Annotated in this window: 15 protein-coding genes; 3 read left to right on the plus strand and 12 right to left on the minus strand. The window is 65.9% G+C overall.

Annotation, left to right across the window (positions count from 1 at the left end; translation table 11 throughout):
• Window positions 1-59 precede the first annotated feature (59 nt).
• The gene (locus tag AC5P6X_RS12820) at window positions 60-359 is read left to right on the plus strand and encodes a hypothetical protein (protein ID WP_005407716.1); all 300 of its coding nucleotides are present in this window, start codon (window positions 60-62) and stop codon (window positions 357-359) included.
• Between the two features lie 177 nt (window positions 360-536).
• Here AC5P6X_RS12820 and AC5P6X_RS12825 read toward each other — a convergent pair whose 3' ends face one another.
• The 4 genes from AC5P6X_RS12825 to AC5P6X_RS12840 all read right to left on the minus strand — a co-directional run bounded on the left by AC5P6X_RS12825 (window position 537) and on the right by AC5P6X_RS12840 (window position 5,244).
• Window positions 537-2,189 (minus strand): M28 family metallopeptidase, encoded by a 1,653-nt coding sequence (locus tag AC5P6X_RS12825; RefSeq protein ID WP_329756712.1) that lies wholly within the window; start codon window positions 2,187-2,189, stop codon window positions 537-539.
• A gap of 105 nt (window positions 2,190-2,294) precedes the next feature.
• Entirely contained in the window at window positions 2,295-3,227 is a 933-nt protein-coding gene (locus AC5P6X_RS12830) for an MBL fold metallo-hydrolase (protein WP_088436366.1), read from the minus strand.
• Window positions 3,228-3,487: 260 nt separating this feature from the next.
• Window positions 3,488-3,784 (minus strand): hypothetical protein, encoded by a 297-nt coding sequence (locus tag AC5P6X_RS12835; RefSeq protein ID WP_043035191.1) that lies wholly within the window; start codon window positions 3,782-3,784, stop codon window positions 3,488-3,490.
• 167 nt (window positions 3,785-3,951) lie between these two features.
• Complete coding sequence (locus tag AC5P6X_RS12840) at window positions 3,952-5,244, minus strand: tryptophan--tRNA ligase (protein ID WP_012478877.1); 1,293 nt, start codon at window positions 5,242-5,244, stop codon at window positions 3,952-3,954.
• 108 nt (window positions 5,245-5,352) lie between these two features.
• On the opposite strand from AC5P6X_RS12840, the gene AC5P6X_RS12845 reads away from it, so the two are divergent.
• Window positions 5,353-6,162 carry a hypothetical protein gene (locus tag AC5P6X_RS12845; RefSeq protein ID WP_088436812.1) on the plus strand — a complete coding sequence of 270 codons (810 nt, stop codon included), beginning with the start codon at window positions 5,353-5,355 and terminating at the stop codon, window positions 6,160-6,162.
• Window positions 6,163-6,235: 73 nt separating this feature from the next.
• On the opposite strand, the gene AC5P6X_RS12850 is transcribed toward AC5P6X_RS12845, so the two are convergent.
• The 5 genes from AC5P6X_RS12850 to AC5P6X_RS12870 form a co-directional block, all read right to left on the minus strand.
• Window positions 6,236-6,457 (minus strand): CsbD family protein, encoded by a 222-nt coding sequence (locus AC5P6X_RS12850; protein ID WP_004153772.1) that lies wholly within the window; start codon window positions 6,455-6,457, stop codon window positions 6,236-6,238.
• A gap of 209 nt (window positions 6,458-6,666) precedes the next feature.
• Window positions 6,667-6,804 carry an entericidin A/B family lipoprotein gene (locus tag AC5P6X_RS12855; protein WP_005407710.1) on the minus strand — a complete coding sequence of 46 codons (138 nt, stop codon included), beginning with the start codon at window positions 6,802-6,804 and terminating at the stop codon, window positions 6,667-6,669.
• 160 nt (window positions 6,805-6,964) lie between these two features.
• The gene (gene rocF / locus AC5P6X_RS12860; RefSeq protein WP_099604909.1) at window positions 6,965-7,885 is read right to left on the minus strand and encodes an arginase; all 921 of its coding nucleotides are present in this window, start codon (window positions 7,883-7,885) and stop codon (window positions 6,965-6,967) included.
• 104 nt (window positions 7,886-7,989) lie between these two features.
• Window positions 7,990-8,934 carry an ankyrin repeat domain-containing protein gene (locus tag AC5P6X_RS12865; RefSeq protein ID WP_329756628.1) on the minus strand — a complete coding sequence of 315 codons (945 nt, stop codon included), beginning with the start codon at window positions 8,932-8,934 and terminating at the stop codon, window positions 7,990-7,992.
• A 59-nt stretch (window positions 8,935-8,993) separates the two neighbouring features.
• Window positions 8,994-9,764: a DUF3011 domain-containing protein gene (locus tag AC5P6X_RS12870; protein ID WP_012478874.1), complete on the minus strand. Its 771-nt coding sequence runs from the start codon at window positions 9,762-9,764 to the stop codon at window positions 8,994-8,996.
• A 592-nt stretch (window positions 9,765-10,356) separates the two neighbouring features.
• On the opposite strand from AC5P6X_RS12870, the gene AC5P6X_RS12875 reads away from it, so the two are divergent.
• Window positions 10,357-10,764 (plus strand): hypothetical protein, encoded by a 408-nt coding sequence (locus AC5P6X_RS12875; protein ID WP_088436816.1) that lies wholly within the window; start codon window positions 10,357-10,359, stop codon window positions 10,762-10,764.
• Window positions 10,765-11,256: 492 nt separating this feature from the next.
• Here the strand turns inward: AC5P6X_RS12875 and AC5P6X_RS12880 are convergent, their stop codons facing one another.
• Genes AC5P6X_RS12880 through AC5P6X_RS12890 form a run of 3 tightly spaced genes read right to left on the minus strand, consistent with a single transcriptional unit; the run spans window position 11,257 to window position 12,936 of the window.
• On the minus strand, window positions 11,257-12,009 hold the full coding sequence (locus tag AC5P6X_RS12880) for an RHS repeat-associated core domain-containing protein (protein WP_049449487.1): 753 nt from the start codon (window positions 12,007-12,009) through the stop codon (window positions 11,257-11,259).
• Window positions 12,009-12,479, minus strand: a complete 471-nt coding sequence (locus tag AC5P6X_RS12885) for a hypothetical protein (RefSeq protein WP_138464206.1) — start codon at window positions 12,477-12,479, stop codon at window positions 12,009-12,011. Before AC5P6X_RS12885 ends, AC5P6X_RS12880 begins: the two co-directional genes overlap by 1 nt.
• Window positions 12,469-12,936: a transglutaminase family protein gene (locus tag AC5P6X_RS12890; protein WP_159082281.1), complete on the minus strand. Its 468-nt coding sequence runs from the start codon at window positions 12,934-12,936 to the stop codon at window positions 12,469-12,471. The genes AC5P6X_RS12885 and AC5P6X_RS12890 overlap by 11 nt, the downstream gene beginning before the upstream one ends.
• Window positions 12,937-13,048 lie beyond the last annotated feature (112 nt).

Raw genomic sequence — 13,048 nt, forward strand, 5'->3', positions numbered from 1 at the left:
CCGTGATCGCGGCCACCGGTGCACTGCCGGTGGCCGCTGCATCTCCCGCCACGCCACTGATGTGGATCGCGGCGGCGCTGGCCGCAGCCACGGCACTGGCCTGGCTGCTGCGCCGCCCCAACGCACAGGCCGCGTGGCCACGCACCGGGTTCGGGGTCGCCCTGCTGGTGTTCTGCTCCGCGCTGGCGCTGCAGCTGGCGGTGGACCTGGGCAGCGGCCACAGCTCGCTGCAACTGCGCCTGCATCGCGGCATCAATGCAGGGTCGCCGGTTGGCCTGCGCACGATGGTGGCGTGCTATCTGGCAGCGCTCGCTGCCGCCGGCTGGGGCGCATGGACGCTGCTGCGCCGGCGCAGGTAGTGCCGGCCGCTGGCCGGCAATCGGCAATCGGCAATCGGCAATCGGCAATCGGTAGAGTCGACTGTTGGTCGACTGCTCTCTCTGTCGGCACCGAAAAACCCGCGCTGCGCGCGATAGTCGACTGGCAGTCGACTCTACCCCCGGCGAAATGACATGACACCCCGCCGGTCCCGAGCCTCAGCGGCGGGCCGCTTCGCTCTTGTCGCGCGCGCCGCGGAACTCCGATTCCTTCTCCCACGTCGGCCAGCGGCGGCTGTTGGCCAGCTCGGCGCCCAGGTCGTAGACCAGCAGAGTGTCAGCCGCGTGGCCGCTCGGATCCCAGCTCGGGGTCCAGGCATCGCAGGCCTGGTGGTAGCAGTCGGCGAAATACTTCTCGCGCAGCGCGCGGCCGGCTTCAACGCCGCCGTCCAGCTTGTCCAGGCCCGGGCCGATGGTGATCGCCGGCACGCCCAGGCGGGCAAAGGCGAAGTGGTCGGCGCGGTAGAAGAAGCCGGCCTCCAGGTTCGGGTCCGGGCTGTAGCTGCGACCGCGGGCCTTGGCCACGCGTTCCAGGTCGCCTTCCAGCGACACCCGGCCCTTGCCCCACGAAGCGATGTCGCGGGTCGCGCCATCCGGGCTGAACATCTCGATGTTCAGCACTGCAGCGGTCTTGTCCAGCGGCGCCAGCGGATGCGCGGCGTAGTAGCTGGCGCCCAGCAGGCCCTTCTCTTCGGCGGTGAGGGCCACGAAGTACAGCGTGCGCTGCGGCTGCGGGCCGGCGGCGAACACGCGGCCCAGTTCCAGCACCGTGGCCACGCCGGTGGCGTTGTCGATCGCACCACGGCGGATGCGGTCGCCCTTGGCGTCGGCCTGGCCGATACCGAAGGCATCCCAGTGCGCGGAGAAGATCACGGCCTCGTCGGCGTGTTCACCACCGGGCAGCTTGGCCACCACGTTGCGGGTCACCACCTGCTCGCGCTTGAGCGCGAAATCCACGCTCAGCTTCGCGTTGTCCAGTGCCACCGGGCGGAAGTCTGCACGCATCGCGTTGCGCTTCTCGGCATCGAAGTCGAGGCCGGCGTCGGCGAAGATCGCCTCGGCGAGCTCGCGCTGCATCCAGCCCCGCAGCGGCGTGTGCTGCGCCATCGCCTCGGCTTGGCCGCGCTCGATGTCGAACAGCGGCGAGGTGCCCGAGCTCTTCACCGTGGCCCAGCCATAGGCGGCCGGCGCGGTCTCGTGCACGATCAGCACGCCTTCGGCGCCACGGCGTGCGGCTTCCTCGAACTTGTAGGTCCAGCGACCGTAGTAGGTCACCGCCTTGCCGTCGAACGCGCCCGGTGCATCAGCCTCGAAATCGGCGTCGTTGATCAGCACCACGGCGATCTTGCCGTGCAGGTCCACGTCCTTGTAGTCGTTCCAGTGGCGTTCCGGTGCGTCGATGCCGTAGCCGACGAACACCAACGGTGCATCCTTGATCTGCACGCGCTTGCGCGGCTGCAGGCTCTGCAGGGTCACGTCCACGCCATTGGCCAGCGCACGCTTGCCCTGCTTCAGCGACAGGCTGGCCTTGGCCTCACCCTCCAGCTGCGCGCGCACCAGCGGCACCGGCTGCACCCAGCTGCCGTCCACGCCGCCCGGCTGCAGGCCGTAGCTGCGGAACTGCTCGATCAGGTACTGCACGGTGCGCTCTTCGCCTTCGGTGGCCGGCGCGCGGCCCTCGAACTCGTCCGACGCCAGCACCCGCACGTGACGCGACAGCGCCTGCGGATCGATGCCGCCACCCGGCAGGTCGTTGGCCGCATGGGCCAGGCCCCCGACAAACAGGCAGGACGACAGCAGCAACACGCGCATCGGATTCACGGCAGTACCACGGCTAGCTTGGAAGTCACCAGAGTGTAACGTGGTCGTGACATCACGGCTCGGCTTGGGGCGGCGTCACCCGCGCATGGCGTGGATCTACCTGCTGATGCGATCCAGCCAGCAGGCCAGGCCCTGCGCGTTGAGTTCGATGTCCATCGCCAGAACAGCAGTCACCGCCGCATCGTCCAGCGCACAGCCATGCAGCTGTGCACGTTCCAGGTACAGCGCCTGCAGTGCAGCCAGCAGGCAGCGGTGACGGTCCGGCCGGCCATCGCACTGGCGGCCGATGGCGGCCATCGCATCGATCTGCTCGAACAGGTCGTCGGCCAGTTTCTCCACCTGTTCCACACGACCGTAGTGGGTCAGGTACATCGCCTGCGGGCCGTAGCCCAGCATGCGCCGGATCGAGGCCTTCATCGCTTCCGGGTCGAACTGTACCGGCGACGACGTCGGAAAGATGAAGGCACCTTGCGCGCTGTCCAGCTCGCGGTAGGAGATGCCGAAGGTATCGCCGGTGAACCAGCTGCGGCTGCGCGCATCCCACACGCAGTAGTGGTGCAGCGCGTGGCCCGGCGTGTGCAGCAGCGCCAGCTCGCGACCGGCCAGGTCGATACGGTGGCCGTCCTCGACCACCACCACACGATGTTCGGGAATGGCCTCGATACGACCATAGCTGCGCGCGATTTCCTCGGCACCGTACACCGCCGTGGCACCGGCAATCAGCCGGGTCGGGTCGATCATGTGCGGCGCACCGCGCGGGTGCAGCACTGCCTTTGCGTTGGGCAGCTGCTGCATCAGCAGGCCGGCGCCGCCGGCGTGGTCCAGGTGCACGTGCGTGAGCAGCAGCCAGTCCACCGCGTCAACGGCCAGACCCGCGTTGGCCAGCGCCTGCAGCATCGCCGGCACCGACAGGCCGGTGCCGCAGTCGACGAACGCGGCGCGGTCGTTTTCAACGATCAGATAGGCCGCGTCGAAGTCGGGACGCTGGAAGCCGGTATCGATGGTGTGGATGCTGGGGTCGGCGATCATCGGCACGCACCTGGCAGGATCGGGAACAGACGCCCATGGTAGGCGCGCGGGCGGTCCGGGTTCGATGCGGCTTTGGTCGGGTGGTGCCGGGTTGTGGCCGGGTAGAGTCGACTGTCAGTCGACTGTCAGTCGACTGTCGCGCGCAGCGCGGGCTTCCAGAAGAGCGGTCGACTCACAGTCGACTCTACCAAGGGCAAGCGCAGGCAAGGGCAAGCGCAGGCCAACCAACCGCAGGTCCATCGGGTGCGCAAGGGCCAGGTTCAGCGCAATGCGAACCGCGGCCGCAGCAGCAGGGCCAGCACCAGCACCGCCAGGAATGCGCCGTAGGCGTACAGCACCGCCAGTACCTGCGGCCAGATCGGGCCGGCGCCGGGCTGTGCCATGCCAAGTCGATACCCCCACAGCATCGAGGCGATGCTCAGGGCGAAGGCCAGCAGCAGGGTGGTGCCATCGAACAGGCGCCGCCGCGGCGTGCGCGGCTGGCGCGGGAACAGCCAGTACAGGCTGCCCAGCAGCAGGAACCAGGGCAGGAACAGCAGCAGCGACAACCAGGCCATCGCAGACTCCATGTCATCGCGCCGGAGGCGCGCGGACATCATGCCATGACCTTCGTTCGCGGGTAGGGCCGGCCGCTGGCCGGCGTTTTCCTATGCGGTTGCCGTGGTAGTGCCGGCCGCTGGCCGGCATTTCCTATGCAGTTGCCGGCCAGCGCCCGGCACTACCCTTACGCTTCGCGCAGCATGGCCAGGGCCGCCAGCACGGCGTCCACTTCGGCTTCCAGCTTGAACAGTTCGCTCTGCAGCTGGTCACCCTGCTCCGCCTGCTTGATCACGGCAATCAACTGCCCCGCATCGCGCGGCGAATCGAAGCCTTCGCTCTGGATCAGCAGCGTGCCGTCACCGGCGGTCAGCTTGAAGTAGAAGCGGCCGTCCTTCTCGCGGTACTGCTTGAACAGTGGCGGTGCCACGCGGGCCACGCCGGCGTCCTCGCTGGCGATATCGCCTGCGGTGGACAGGTCACGCAGGCCCACGGCGTGGCGCAGCTCGTCCAGCAGCGGTGCCGCCAGCTGCTCGCGCAGCTGCTGGCCACGGCGCTTGAGCAGCGCCTCGATCTTCTCCGGCTCGGCCATCAGCGCGTTGTAGCGTTCGCGCAACGGCGACAGCTCGCTGTCGATGCGCTCGAACAGCTGCTGCTTGGCGTCACCCCAGCTGATGCCGGCGGCGAACGCCCTGGCGAATTCGGCGGTCTGTTCCGGGGTGGCGAAGGCCTGGTACATCTGGAACAGCGCAGAGCCCTCGGTGTCCTTCGGCTCGCCAGGTGCGCGCGAGTCGGTCAGGATCGAGAACACCAGCTTCTTCAGCTCCTCGCGCGGCACGAACAGCGGAATGGTGTTGTGGTAGCTCTTGCTCATCTTGCGGCCATCCAGGCCCGCCAGCGTCGCCACCTGCTCGTCGATCACCACGTCCGGCAGCGGGAAGTACTCCTTGCCATACACGTGGTTGAAGCGCTGGGCGAAGTCGCGCGCCATCTCGATGTGCTGGATCTGGTCACGGCCCACCGGTACCTGGTTGGCCTTGAAGATCAGAATGTCGGCGGCCATCAGCACCGGGTACATGAACAGGCCGGCGCTGACGCCTGCGTCCTCGTCCACGCCTTCCTCGCGGTTCTTGTCCACCGCCGCCTTGTAGGCGTGCGCGCGGTTGAGGATGCCCTTGCTGGCGATCGCGGTCAGGAACCACATCAGCTCGGTGGTCTCGCGGATGTCGCTCTGGCGGTAGAACCACACGTGTTCCGGGTCCAGGCCACAGGCCAGCCAGCTGGCCGCGATCTCCAGGGTCGCGCGCTGGGTGCGCTGCGGGTCCTGGGACTTGATCAGGCTGTGCAGGTCGGCCAGGAAGAAGAAGCTCTCGATCCCCGGCGCGCGGCTGGCCGCGATGGCCGGACGGATGGCGCCAACGTAGTTGCCCAGGTGGGGCGTGCCGGAGGGGGTGATGCCGGTAAGGACTCGGGTGGTCATGACTGCGTGGGGTAACCTTCGATGAACGGGGCCAGTTTACCTTGCACGCCACCAACCCCGTCAGGGCCTGCGGCGCGTTCATTCACGCAACCCCGCTGGAGACGCCCGATGAAACGCCTGCTGCCCCTGCTGTTGATCCTGCCCCTGGCCGGCTTCCGCCCCGCCCCGGTGCCGCCGCCGGCCTACGAGGGCGGCCCCGTGCGCATGTCTCTGGTCGACCGCGACCGCGGCACCGAATTGCGCAGCTACCCCGCCGAGGGCCAGCGCTGGGTGGCCGGCGAGCGCGGCCACCGCTACGCCGTGCGCCTGTACAACGACAGCCCGCGCCGGGTGCTGGTGGTGCTGTCGGTAGACGGCGTCAACGCCATCTCCGGCGAGGATGCCGATCCGTCGCAGACCGGCTACGTGCTCAACCCCGGCCAGCGCGCCGACATCACCGGCTGGCGCAAGAGCCAGGATGAAGTGGCGCAGTTCGTGTTCAGCAGCCCCAGCGGCAGCTATGCCAGCCGCACCGGTCGCCCGGACAACGTCGGCGTGGTCGGCGTGGCGGTGTTCGAGGAAGCGCGCCGCTGGCGTCCGGATCCGATCCTGCGCCGCAGCCTGCCGCTGCCGGCACCGGCCCCGACGGCCGAAGCGGCGGCCGATGCCAGCGCCAGCAACAGCCGCATCAAGGGCTATGCCAGCAAGTCACAGGCCCCTGGGCTGGGCACCGGCCACGGCGCACGCGAGCAGTCGTCGGTACGCGATACCGACTTCGAACGCGCCAGCCGCAGCCCGGCGCAGGTTCTGCAGCTGCGCTACGACAGCGCCCGCAATCTGCGCGCGCGCGGCATCCTGGTCGATACACCGCCGTCGCGCCTGCCGCGCGAACCGCAGGCGTTCCCCAACCGCTATGTGCCGGACCCGCCGGCGCGTTGATCGGCCGCCCAGACAGCACAACGCCCGCAACCTCTCGGTGCGGGCGTTGTGCCGTGGGGGAAAACCGTAGCGCTTACTTGTAGTCCGGGTAGTCCTTGCTCACGGCATCCTGGAACTCACGGACTTCCTTCTCAGCGCGATCCTTGGCCCAGCCATAACGTTCCTGCAGACGGCCGGCCAGATACTCGGCATTGCCTTCAGCCACATCGAAGTCGTCGTTGGTCAGATCGCCCCACTTGGCCTGGGCCTTGCCCTTCAGCTGCGACCACTTGCCGGAAATGATGTCTTTGTTCATTGCTGGGAGTCCTTGGTTGCAACGGCGTTCTTACCGTGGCTACAGCTTCGCGCAGCGGCTGTTGAGTGCCGGTCAACCGACCATGAAAGCACTGCTCACCTGCTTGAATGGTTCACTACGCTTCGACACGTACGCAGCAGAGAAAACGCGCAAGAAAAAAGGCCGGGGAGGTCCCCCCGGCCTTTTCTGCTTTCCGTTCCACTTCAGGCTCAACGGCCCTTGGCGGCATCCTCAACCTTTTCGCCAGCCTTCTGCACGTCCTTGCCGGCACCGGCAACGGTGTTGCAACCGGCCAGCAGGGCCACCGAGAACATCGACAACAGCATCAGGGCAACTACGCGCTTCATGGGCTTCTCCTTGGGTTCGCCGCTATACCGCTTCATTCGCGGATGGGGTTCGGTCGCTCGGCGGAAGGAGCCAATGCCACTGCCGCCGCGTGATGTGCAATCTGGCGGCAGGGGCGTGGAGCGCGTGTGAACGGATCATCGATCCGTTCAGGCGGAGAGCTCAGTCGCGCATCAGGGTGGACTTGCCGAACAGGCTTTCGACCAGGTCCACGGCCAGTTCGGCGGTGGCATTCTGCTTGTCCAGCAAGGGGTTGAGCTCGACGATGTCCAGCGAACCCATGCGCCCGGTGTCGGCAATCATCTCCATCACCAGCTGCGCCTCGCGGTAGTTCACCCCACCCGGCACCGTGGTGCCCACGCCCGGCGCGATGCTCGGGTCGAGGAAGTCGACGTCGAAGCTGACATGCAGGTGGGTGTTCTCGTCGATGCCCGCCAGTGCTGCTTCGACCGTGCGCTTCATGCCGTTCTCGTCGATGTAGCGCATGTCGTAGACATCCACCTTGTGGGTCTTGATCAGGCGCTTCTCTTCCGGGTCCACCGAACGGATGCCGATCTGGTGCACCTGGGTGGGAGTGATCGCCGGTGCGCTGCCGCCGAGGTGGGTCAGCGCCTCCGGGCCGAGGCCGCACAGGCAGGCCACCGGCATGCCGTGGATGTTGCCCGAGGGGGTGACATCGCTGGTATTGAAATCGGAATGTGCATCCAGCCACAGCACGCGCAGGGTCTTGCCCTGCTCGCGGCACCAGCGTGCCACGGCAGTGATCGAACCGATTCCCAGGCAGTGGTCGCCGCCGAGCATGATCGGCATGCGGCCGGCCTGCAGTTCGGCATAGCTGGCTTCCATCAGTGCATGGTTCCACGCCACCACTTCCTCCAGATGGCGGTAGCCCTGCACCGGCGCGGTCCACGGGTTGCGCGGGCCATCCAGGTTGCCCAGGTCGCGCACGTCCACGCCGCGCGCTTCCAGCGCCTCCGGCAGGCCCGCCACGCGCAGCGCTTCCGGCCCCAGCCGTGCACCGCGATGGCCCGCACCGACATCGGTGGGAACGCCGATCAGGGATACGGAAATGGGATGGGCCATGGGTGCCTCCTGCGGGGGAAAAAGAAGCACAGTCTAGCCAGAGCTGTGTGACACCACTCGCGGCGGTGCAGCAGGGCGGGGTTCGTGTCCAGGCTCCTTTCACACTAGAGGATGGCTGCCGCCCAGGTCTCGATTTGGAACACACGCTTCTTCCGCAGGTCGATCCGCCACCGCCCACCCACACGCTTGAGTACGAACAGATGTTCGTAACGAAGGGAACGCGCCTTCTGAGGGTCGTCGCGTACCAGCACCTCGGCCCTCGAGACCGTCGGCATCGCAACTGACACCAAGAGATCCTCCGGTACGTACCGCGGGGGGTTCCCGACCGAAACGCCGGTCGAATAGACCCGTTTGCGGTCGGTACACCAGGCCGCCAGGATGTCCGCTTTCTCCTGTTGGAAGCCCGAGCTGAGCAGAAGTCCGCCACCGGCACGGGAATCCTTGTAGCCACGCGTTTCCCACTCGTGATATGCCAACAAGTATCCACGCACCACCGACGCGGGCTCACCTCCGGCGTCGGGCTGGGGCCACTCCAGCGGCGGTGCTTCCATCAACGCAGGCGGCGGCGTCGCACCGGCGGCGTGCAACAGCGCCACCACCTCCGCGTAACCGCGTTCATCGGCCATCGCCAACGCGTTGCACCCTTCGAAATCCAGCGGTGCCACGGACGCGCCGCTGTCCAGCAAGCGTTCGACCATCGCCAGGTGCCCACGGGCGCATGCCAGCATCAGCGGCGTACGCCGTTGTTCCGGCGAAGCAGGGTCGAGCATGGCGCCGCGTGCGATCAGCAGGTCGCCGATGTCAGTATCGCCATGCGCGGCGGCCCAACCCAGCGCGGTGTAGCCCAGTGCCCTGCAGGCATGCTCGATGTTGGCACCGCGATCCAGCAATCGCGCTGCGGCATCGCATTTTCCGGCAATGACGGCCGAGAGCAGCGGAGTGCGCCCCGTGCCCTTGTGCTGCCACTCGATATCGGCGCCTGCATCCAGCAAGGCATCGATCCGGTCGAGATCCGCCTTTTCAGCAGCCTTGGCCAGAAGATGGGACATGGTGATGCCACCCGACGTCAATAAGGGGGGGCCACCATAGGGCGGCGGGCGCGACGAACTCAACCCCCGCGGCGGCGCAGCGGGGTCACGCTCTGCACTTCGCCGTTGTTGCGCATCATGCACAGGTAGCGGCCATCGGGGTAATCAATGATCAGCTCCTGGTAGTCGCTGCCCACCGGCACCTGGGTCACCACCGCGCCCTGCGCGCCCTTGCGCAGGTTGCAGGCGCCCAGCGCGCTGTCACCGGTTGGGGCTGAATACGACATTCGCGAGGTATTGCGGAACACCGCCCGGCACCCGCCATTGACCCACACCGAATGCCGCGACAGGCCCCAGTTCTTGCCTTCCTCGCAACGGGTACGGCTGAGCTGGCGCACGATTTCCACGTTGCCACGGGTGTTCAGATCGCACGAGACCTGCTGCTGGTCGGTGGATTCGCAGGTGACTTCGCGCGGTAGTGCGGCATCTCCGGCGGCAGCGTCGCGAGGGCGTGCACTGTTTGCGGTGAGCGCGGACGTGCCGCTGGCGCTGACCTGGCAGATGCCATTGGCGCCGCCACGGCCGGTGTAGCTGACCTGCGGCGCGCCGTCATCGTTGCGGCTGATCGACAGGGTGATGCCGCTGTTGGCATCGCGTGCTTCGAAATAGCGGTCGTTGAAACGTTTCAGTGTGGCCTCGCGGCCCTGCACGTAGACGGGTCCGCCATCGTCGGCGTGAACATCGATGCCGCCCGGGCAGCTGGCGTTGAAGAACGGCACGGCGGCCATGGCCGGGGCTGCGAATGCGGCGGACAACAATGCGACGGTGAGCGGCAGGGCGTGGCGACGCATGTGCGGATCCCGAAGAGCCCAGGTGGGCGTGTAGCGGCAGTATGCGGTGGGCGCTGCGGGCGGTCCGTGAGGAATATCAAGATCGGGGCGCGCGTTGGCACTTTTGGGTCTGGTATCGTTGCCTTGGTGCCTTGCCGAGGCTGTTAAGCCGGCTTTACGTCGCACGCTACTGTAAGCCGTGCGGCAACAGTGGCGCAGCCCGGATGACCGATGATGACGGCGCTGCGCGATATGTCGCTTCTGGCATTGCGATGCTCGAAACGGGCCAAACGCGATAATTCATTTTTCCTTTCAGATCACCCGATGCCATCGAAACAAACGACTGGCAGGCGGTGATTTCACGTGCGCATGATGAATCGCCACCTGCAAAGGTGGCCGGGACTTCCAAGCCCGTTTAATCGAAGCTGTATACGCTTGCCAGCCGGCGCCGTCTTCCCAAGAGCGGCGCCGGCTGGCAATCCGTTCGCCGATCGACGGCGGGCGGTGCGTGGGGGCCCTGTGCCCACCGGCTCATCGATTTCCGGTCTTGGAAGCCACGCATCGCCCGCCACCCTCTTCGGGTGGCACCTCTGTTGCCGACGAGGACGCCCGCATGCCCAAGACCCATCACCCGTACCTGACCGCCACCCTGGGCGAGGCTGCGCTGCGCCTGCCACCCGAACTGGCGCAGCCGTTGGAAGCCGCTTTCGCCGCCGCCAACGAGGCGCCCGCGCCGATCAACCTGCCCGGCTGCCTGCAGCGCATCCAGGCCGGTGACGCCGCCGATGGACAGCCGTGGACGGGGCCGGCAGGCACACCTGGTGAAGCGGTGGCTGCCGCTCGCAGGGATCGCGCCGCAGTGGGCCTGGTGTCGTTGCTGGAGCTGTACCACGCCGCCGAGCGCGTGCGCGTGGATGGGGAAGAGAAAGACGATATCGGCGACGGTGCGCGCGAAGGGCTGATGCTGGCCTGCCGGGGGCTGGCCGAGTATGTGGCGTTGCAGGTGCGTGGGGCTCGGTAGTGCGGAACATTGGGGCCATCAGCGCGAAGCTTCACGACGTCGCAAGCCCCGCTCTCAGCCGGAACTACCGTGCACAGTAGTAGGGATAAACGGGAAACGAGAGCGAGCGAACCGGGTCAACTGCGATGACCTCGGCATCACCGAATGCGGCGTAGGCAACGCTTGCCCGCAAGGTCTGGCCTGGCTCCAAGCGAACTTCACCACATCCTCCAGGGCAGTAGGTGGTCATAGCTGCCTTCGGATGTAGAGGTCCCGTGGTTGTGGTCAAGACAGCGCCTTCGTACCCCATCGGAAATGTACCGTCTTCGGCAGGCCAGCCTTCTTTCGAAAGGCACAAGGGCGCGCCAACGGCAGACGCCAAGGCTACGTCGTATCGTTTCTTCGCCGGGTTATCCACCACCGAAACCCTGAAATCCTGAGGTTCCGCGCGTCGAAATGGGCTGGCGCAGGCAGCTATCGCCACGCATAGCAAGGTGACTGCCAGAATCCTGCTCATCGAGCGTGGTCCATGATGTGGTCAGGATTGATAAGGCGCTGCTGGCTGGGCAGCGTCTTGAAGATTTTCTGTTGCAGGGGGGATCCGAACTTGTAGGCCACGTCGCCATTGAAGAACTGGTCCTTGTACCCCAGCACGGCATGCCCGACTTCGTGACCCGCGCCCCAAGCCAACCTCGACGGATCATTGAAACTGGCGTGCGTGGTGTTGACGATGACCATTTTCGGCCCGGTGGAAGGCACGCCCCCCAACGTATCTGCACCAACCCCATAAGCCGCATTGATTTGCGCACCCGTCATGCCATTGGCTGGAATGGCGCCCGCACTGGTATCCCGCAATGCCGCAGCCATTGAGCTCATATCTGAGGCAGCTTTCGCCATGTTCTCTGGAGTGGCTGAGCCAGCACCGAAGTTGCGTTGGAAAGACTTCTCCGCACGCTGGAGTGCTTTGCCCCCTTCGGCCAGTGCACCGTTGATCTTGCCCGCCGCTTTCTCCAAGCTGCCAGCGGCGCTCTGCTGGGCGCGGTCGAACTGATTCCATTGCCTGTCCGTCCAGCCGGTACCACGCGACAGGCGCCCGTCCGGGTCGGTAAAGCTATAGGGATTGTTGTTCCCATACCAGTAGCGGTTGTAGTTGGCGCCCGTATTTGGATCGGCTTGTACGGGATCGGCTGAAACGAACCGGGCCGACGCACTGGAAGCGATGGCGCACAGCGCCACGGTCAACAGCCCTGGAATGGCAATGCGCATCACAGTCCTCTTCTCGCGCGTTCGCGCTGGATGGATTGTAGGTAGCTAGCTTCCTGCTCCGGCGTTTTCTGCGTCCAACCAAGTGATTCGGCCTTGGCAAGCCATGCCAGATTCTCGCGAGTCAAACGGTGAAATTCCCCGTGCAACTCAGGTGGCAGATCTTCCGCATTCGAATACCTGGAGCGGATGCGTTGCTGGGTCTGGATGTAGTAGGCATTCGCCTTCCATATCATCGCTACCGGGTCCTTCGGATTGGCGGCCAGCGCCAGATCGGCCACGGCCATGAGCGCATCGGCGTCCTTCTTCGCCCCGTAGTGCTCCATCAGTGTGCTGGCGATGGCGCCTATCCCTTCGTGCGGCAGCAGCGGGCGCAAGTAAAGTCCATTGTCCAATGACGCCTCGGTGATCCCCGTTTCATGCTGGTAGCTGCTGTCGTATTTGAAGCCGCCCGCAGTGGCTTCAACGTTCAACCACATCTGCTGCGTCGTCGGCGAACTTCACCAGCAGGTGATTGGGCGCCGTAGCAAGCGCGACAGTCAGCCCCAGCCGCTGGCCCAGGATGACAAAGAGAATGGGCATTGAGACGCAGTTGCCCTTGCGCGTGGCCAAGTAGGTAGCTAGCTGCTTGTTCTTCGGATTCTTACCCAGTGGGTCCGACAGGTCGTAGGTAAAAGGCTTCCCCTGGTTCCACTCGCCCGGCATGTAAAGCGTCTTGAGCAAAGCGTCGAGGACCTGTCGCGCCGTCGGGTTGCCAGGCACATTGCCGCGTACAGCGTGCTCCCACTGATCGACTTGCCGACGCACTGCCACAGTGTCAGTGGACGGATCAATGATGCTATCCACTACCAGCTTGGCGGCGACATAGTCGACACGATCGTCAGGCAGTTGAAACTGGGCATGCAAGGGCGAAGGGTCATCAGCGGCCAAGGCAAGCGGGGCCAGAGCAAACAAACACGCGCCCCAAGCCCGTTCGATCCATCGGCGGCTTGCCTGTCTCCCCATGGCATTCCCTTCCCTTGCCCTCTAATGATCCTATGCG

The organism is Stenotrophomonas sp. YJH_SMC_40, assembly GCF_059368615.1.

Coding starts and splice junctions, on each gene's coding strand:
- AC5P6X_RS12820 (WP_005407716.1), top strand. CDS start 60: ATGTGGATCGCGGCGGCGCTGGCCGCAGCCACGGCACTGGCCTGGCTG.
- AC5P6X_RS12825 (WP_329756712.1), bottom strand. CDS start 2,189: ATGCGCGTGTTGCTGCTGTCGTCCTGCCTGTTTGTCGGGGGCCTGGCC.
- AC5P6X_RS12830 (WP_088436366.1), bottom strand. CDS start 3,227: ATGATCGCCGACCCCAGCATCCACACCATCGATACCGGCTTCCAGCGT.
- AC5P6X_RS12835 (WP_043035191.1), bottom strand. CDS start 3,784: ATGGCCTGGTTGTCGCTGCTGCTGTTCCTGCCCTGGTTCCTGCTGCTG.
- AC5P6X_RS12840 (WP_012478877.1), bottom strand. CDS start 5,244: ATGACCACCCGAGTCCTTACCGGCATCACCCCCTCCGGCACGCCCCAC.
- AC5P6X_RS12845 (WP_088436812.1), top strand. CDS start 5,353: ATGAAACGCCTGCTGCCCCTGCTGTTGATCCTGCCCCTGGCCGGCTTC.
- AC5P6X_RS12850 (WP_004153772.1), bottom strand. CDS start 6,457: ATGAACAAAGACATCATTTCCGGCAAGTGGTCGCAGCTGAAGGGCAAG.
- AC5P6X_RS12855 (WP_005407710.1), bottom strand. CDS start 6,804: ATGAAGCGCGTAGTTGCCCTGATGCTGTTGTCGATGTTCTCGGTGGCC.
- rocF (WP_099604909.1), bottom strand. CDS start 7,885: ATGGCCCATCCCATTTCCGTATCCCTGATCGGCGTTCCCACCGATGTC.
- AC5P6X_RS12865 (WP_329756628.1), bottom strand. CDS start 8,934: ATGTCCCATCTTCTGGCCAAGGCTGCTGAAAAGGCGGATCTCGACCGG.
- AC5P6X_RS12870 (WP_012478874.1), bottom strand. CDS start 9,764: ATGCGTCGCCACGCCCTGCCGCTCACCGTCGCATTGTTGTCCGCCGCA.
- AC5P6X_RS12875 (WP_088436816.1), top strand. CDS start 10,357: ATGCCCAAGACCCATCACCCGTACCTGACCGCCACCCTGGGCGAGGCT.
- AC5P6X_RS12880 (WP_049449487.1), bottom strand. CDS start 12,009: ATGCGCATTGCCATTCCAGGGCTGTTGACCGTGGCGCTGTGCGCCATC.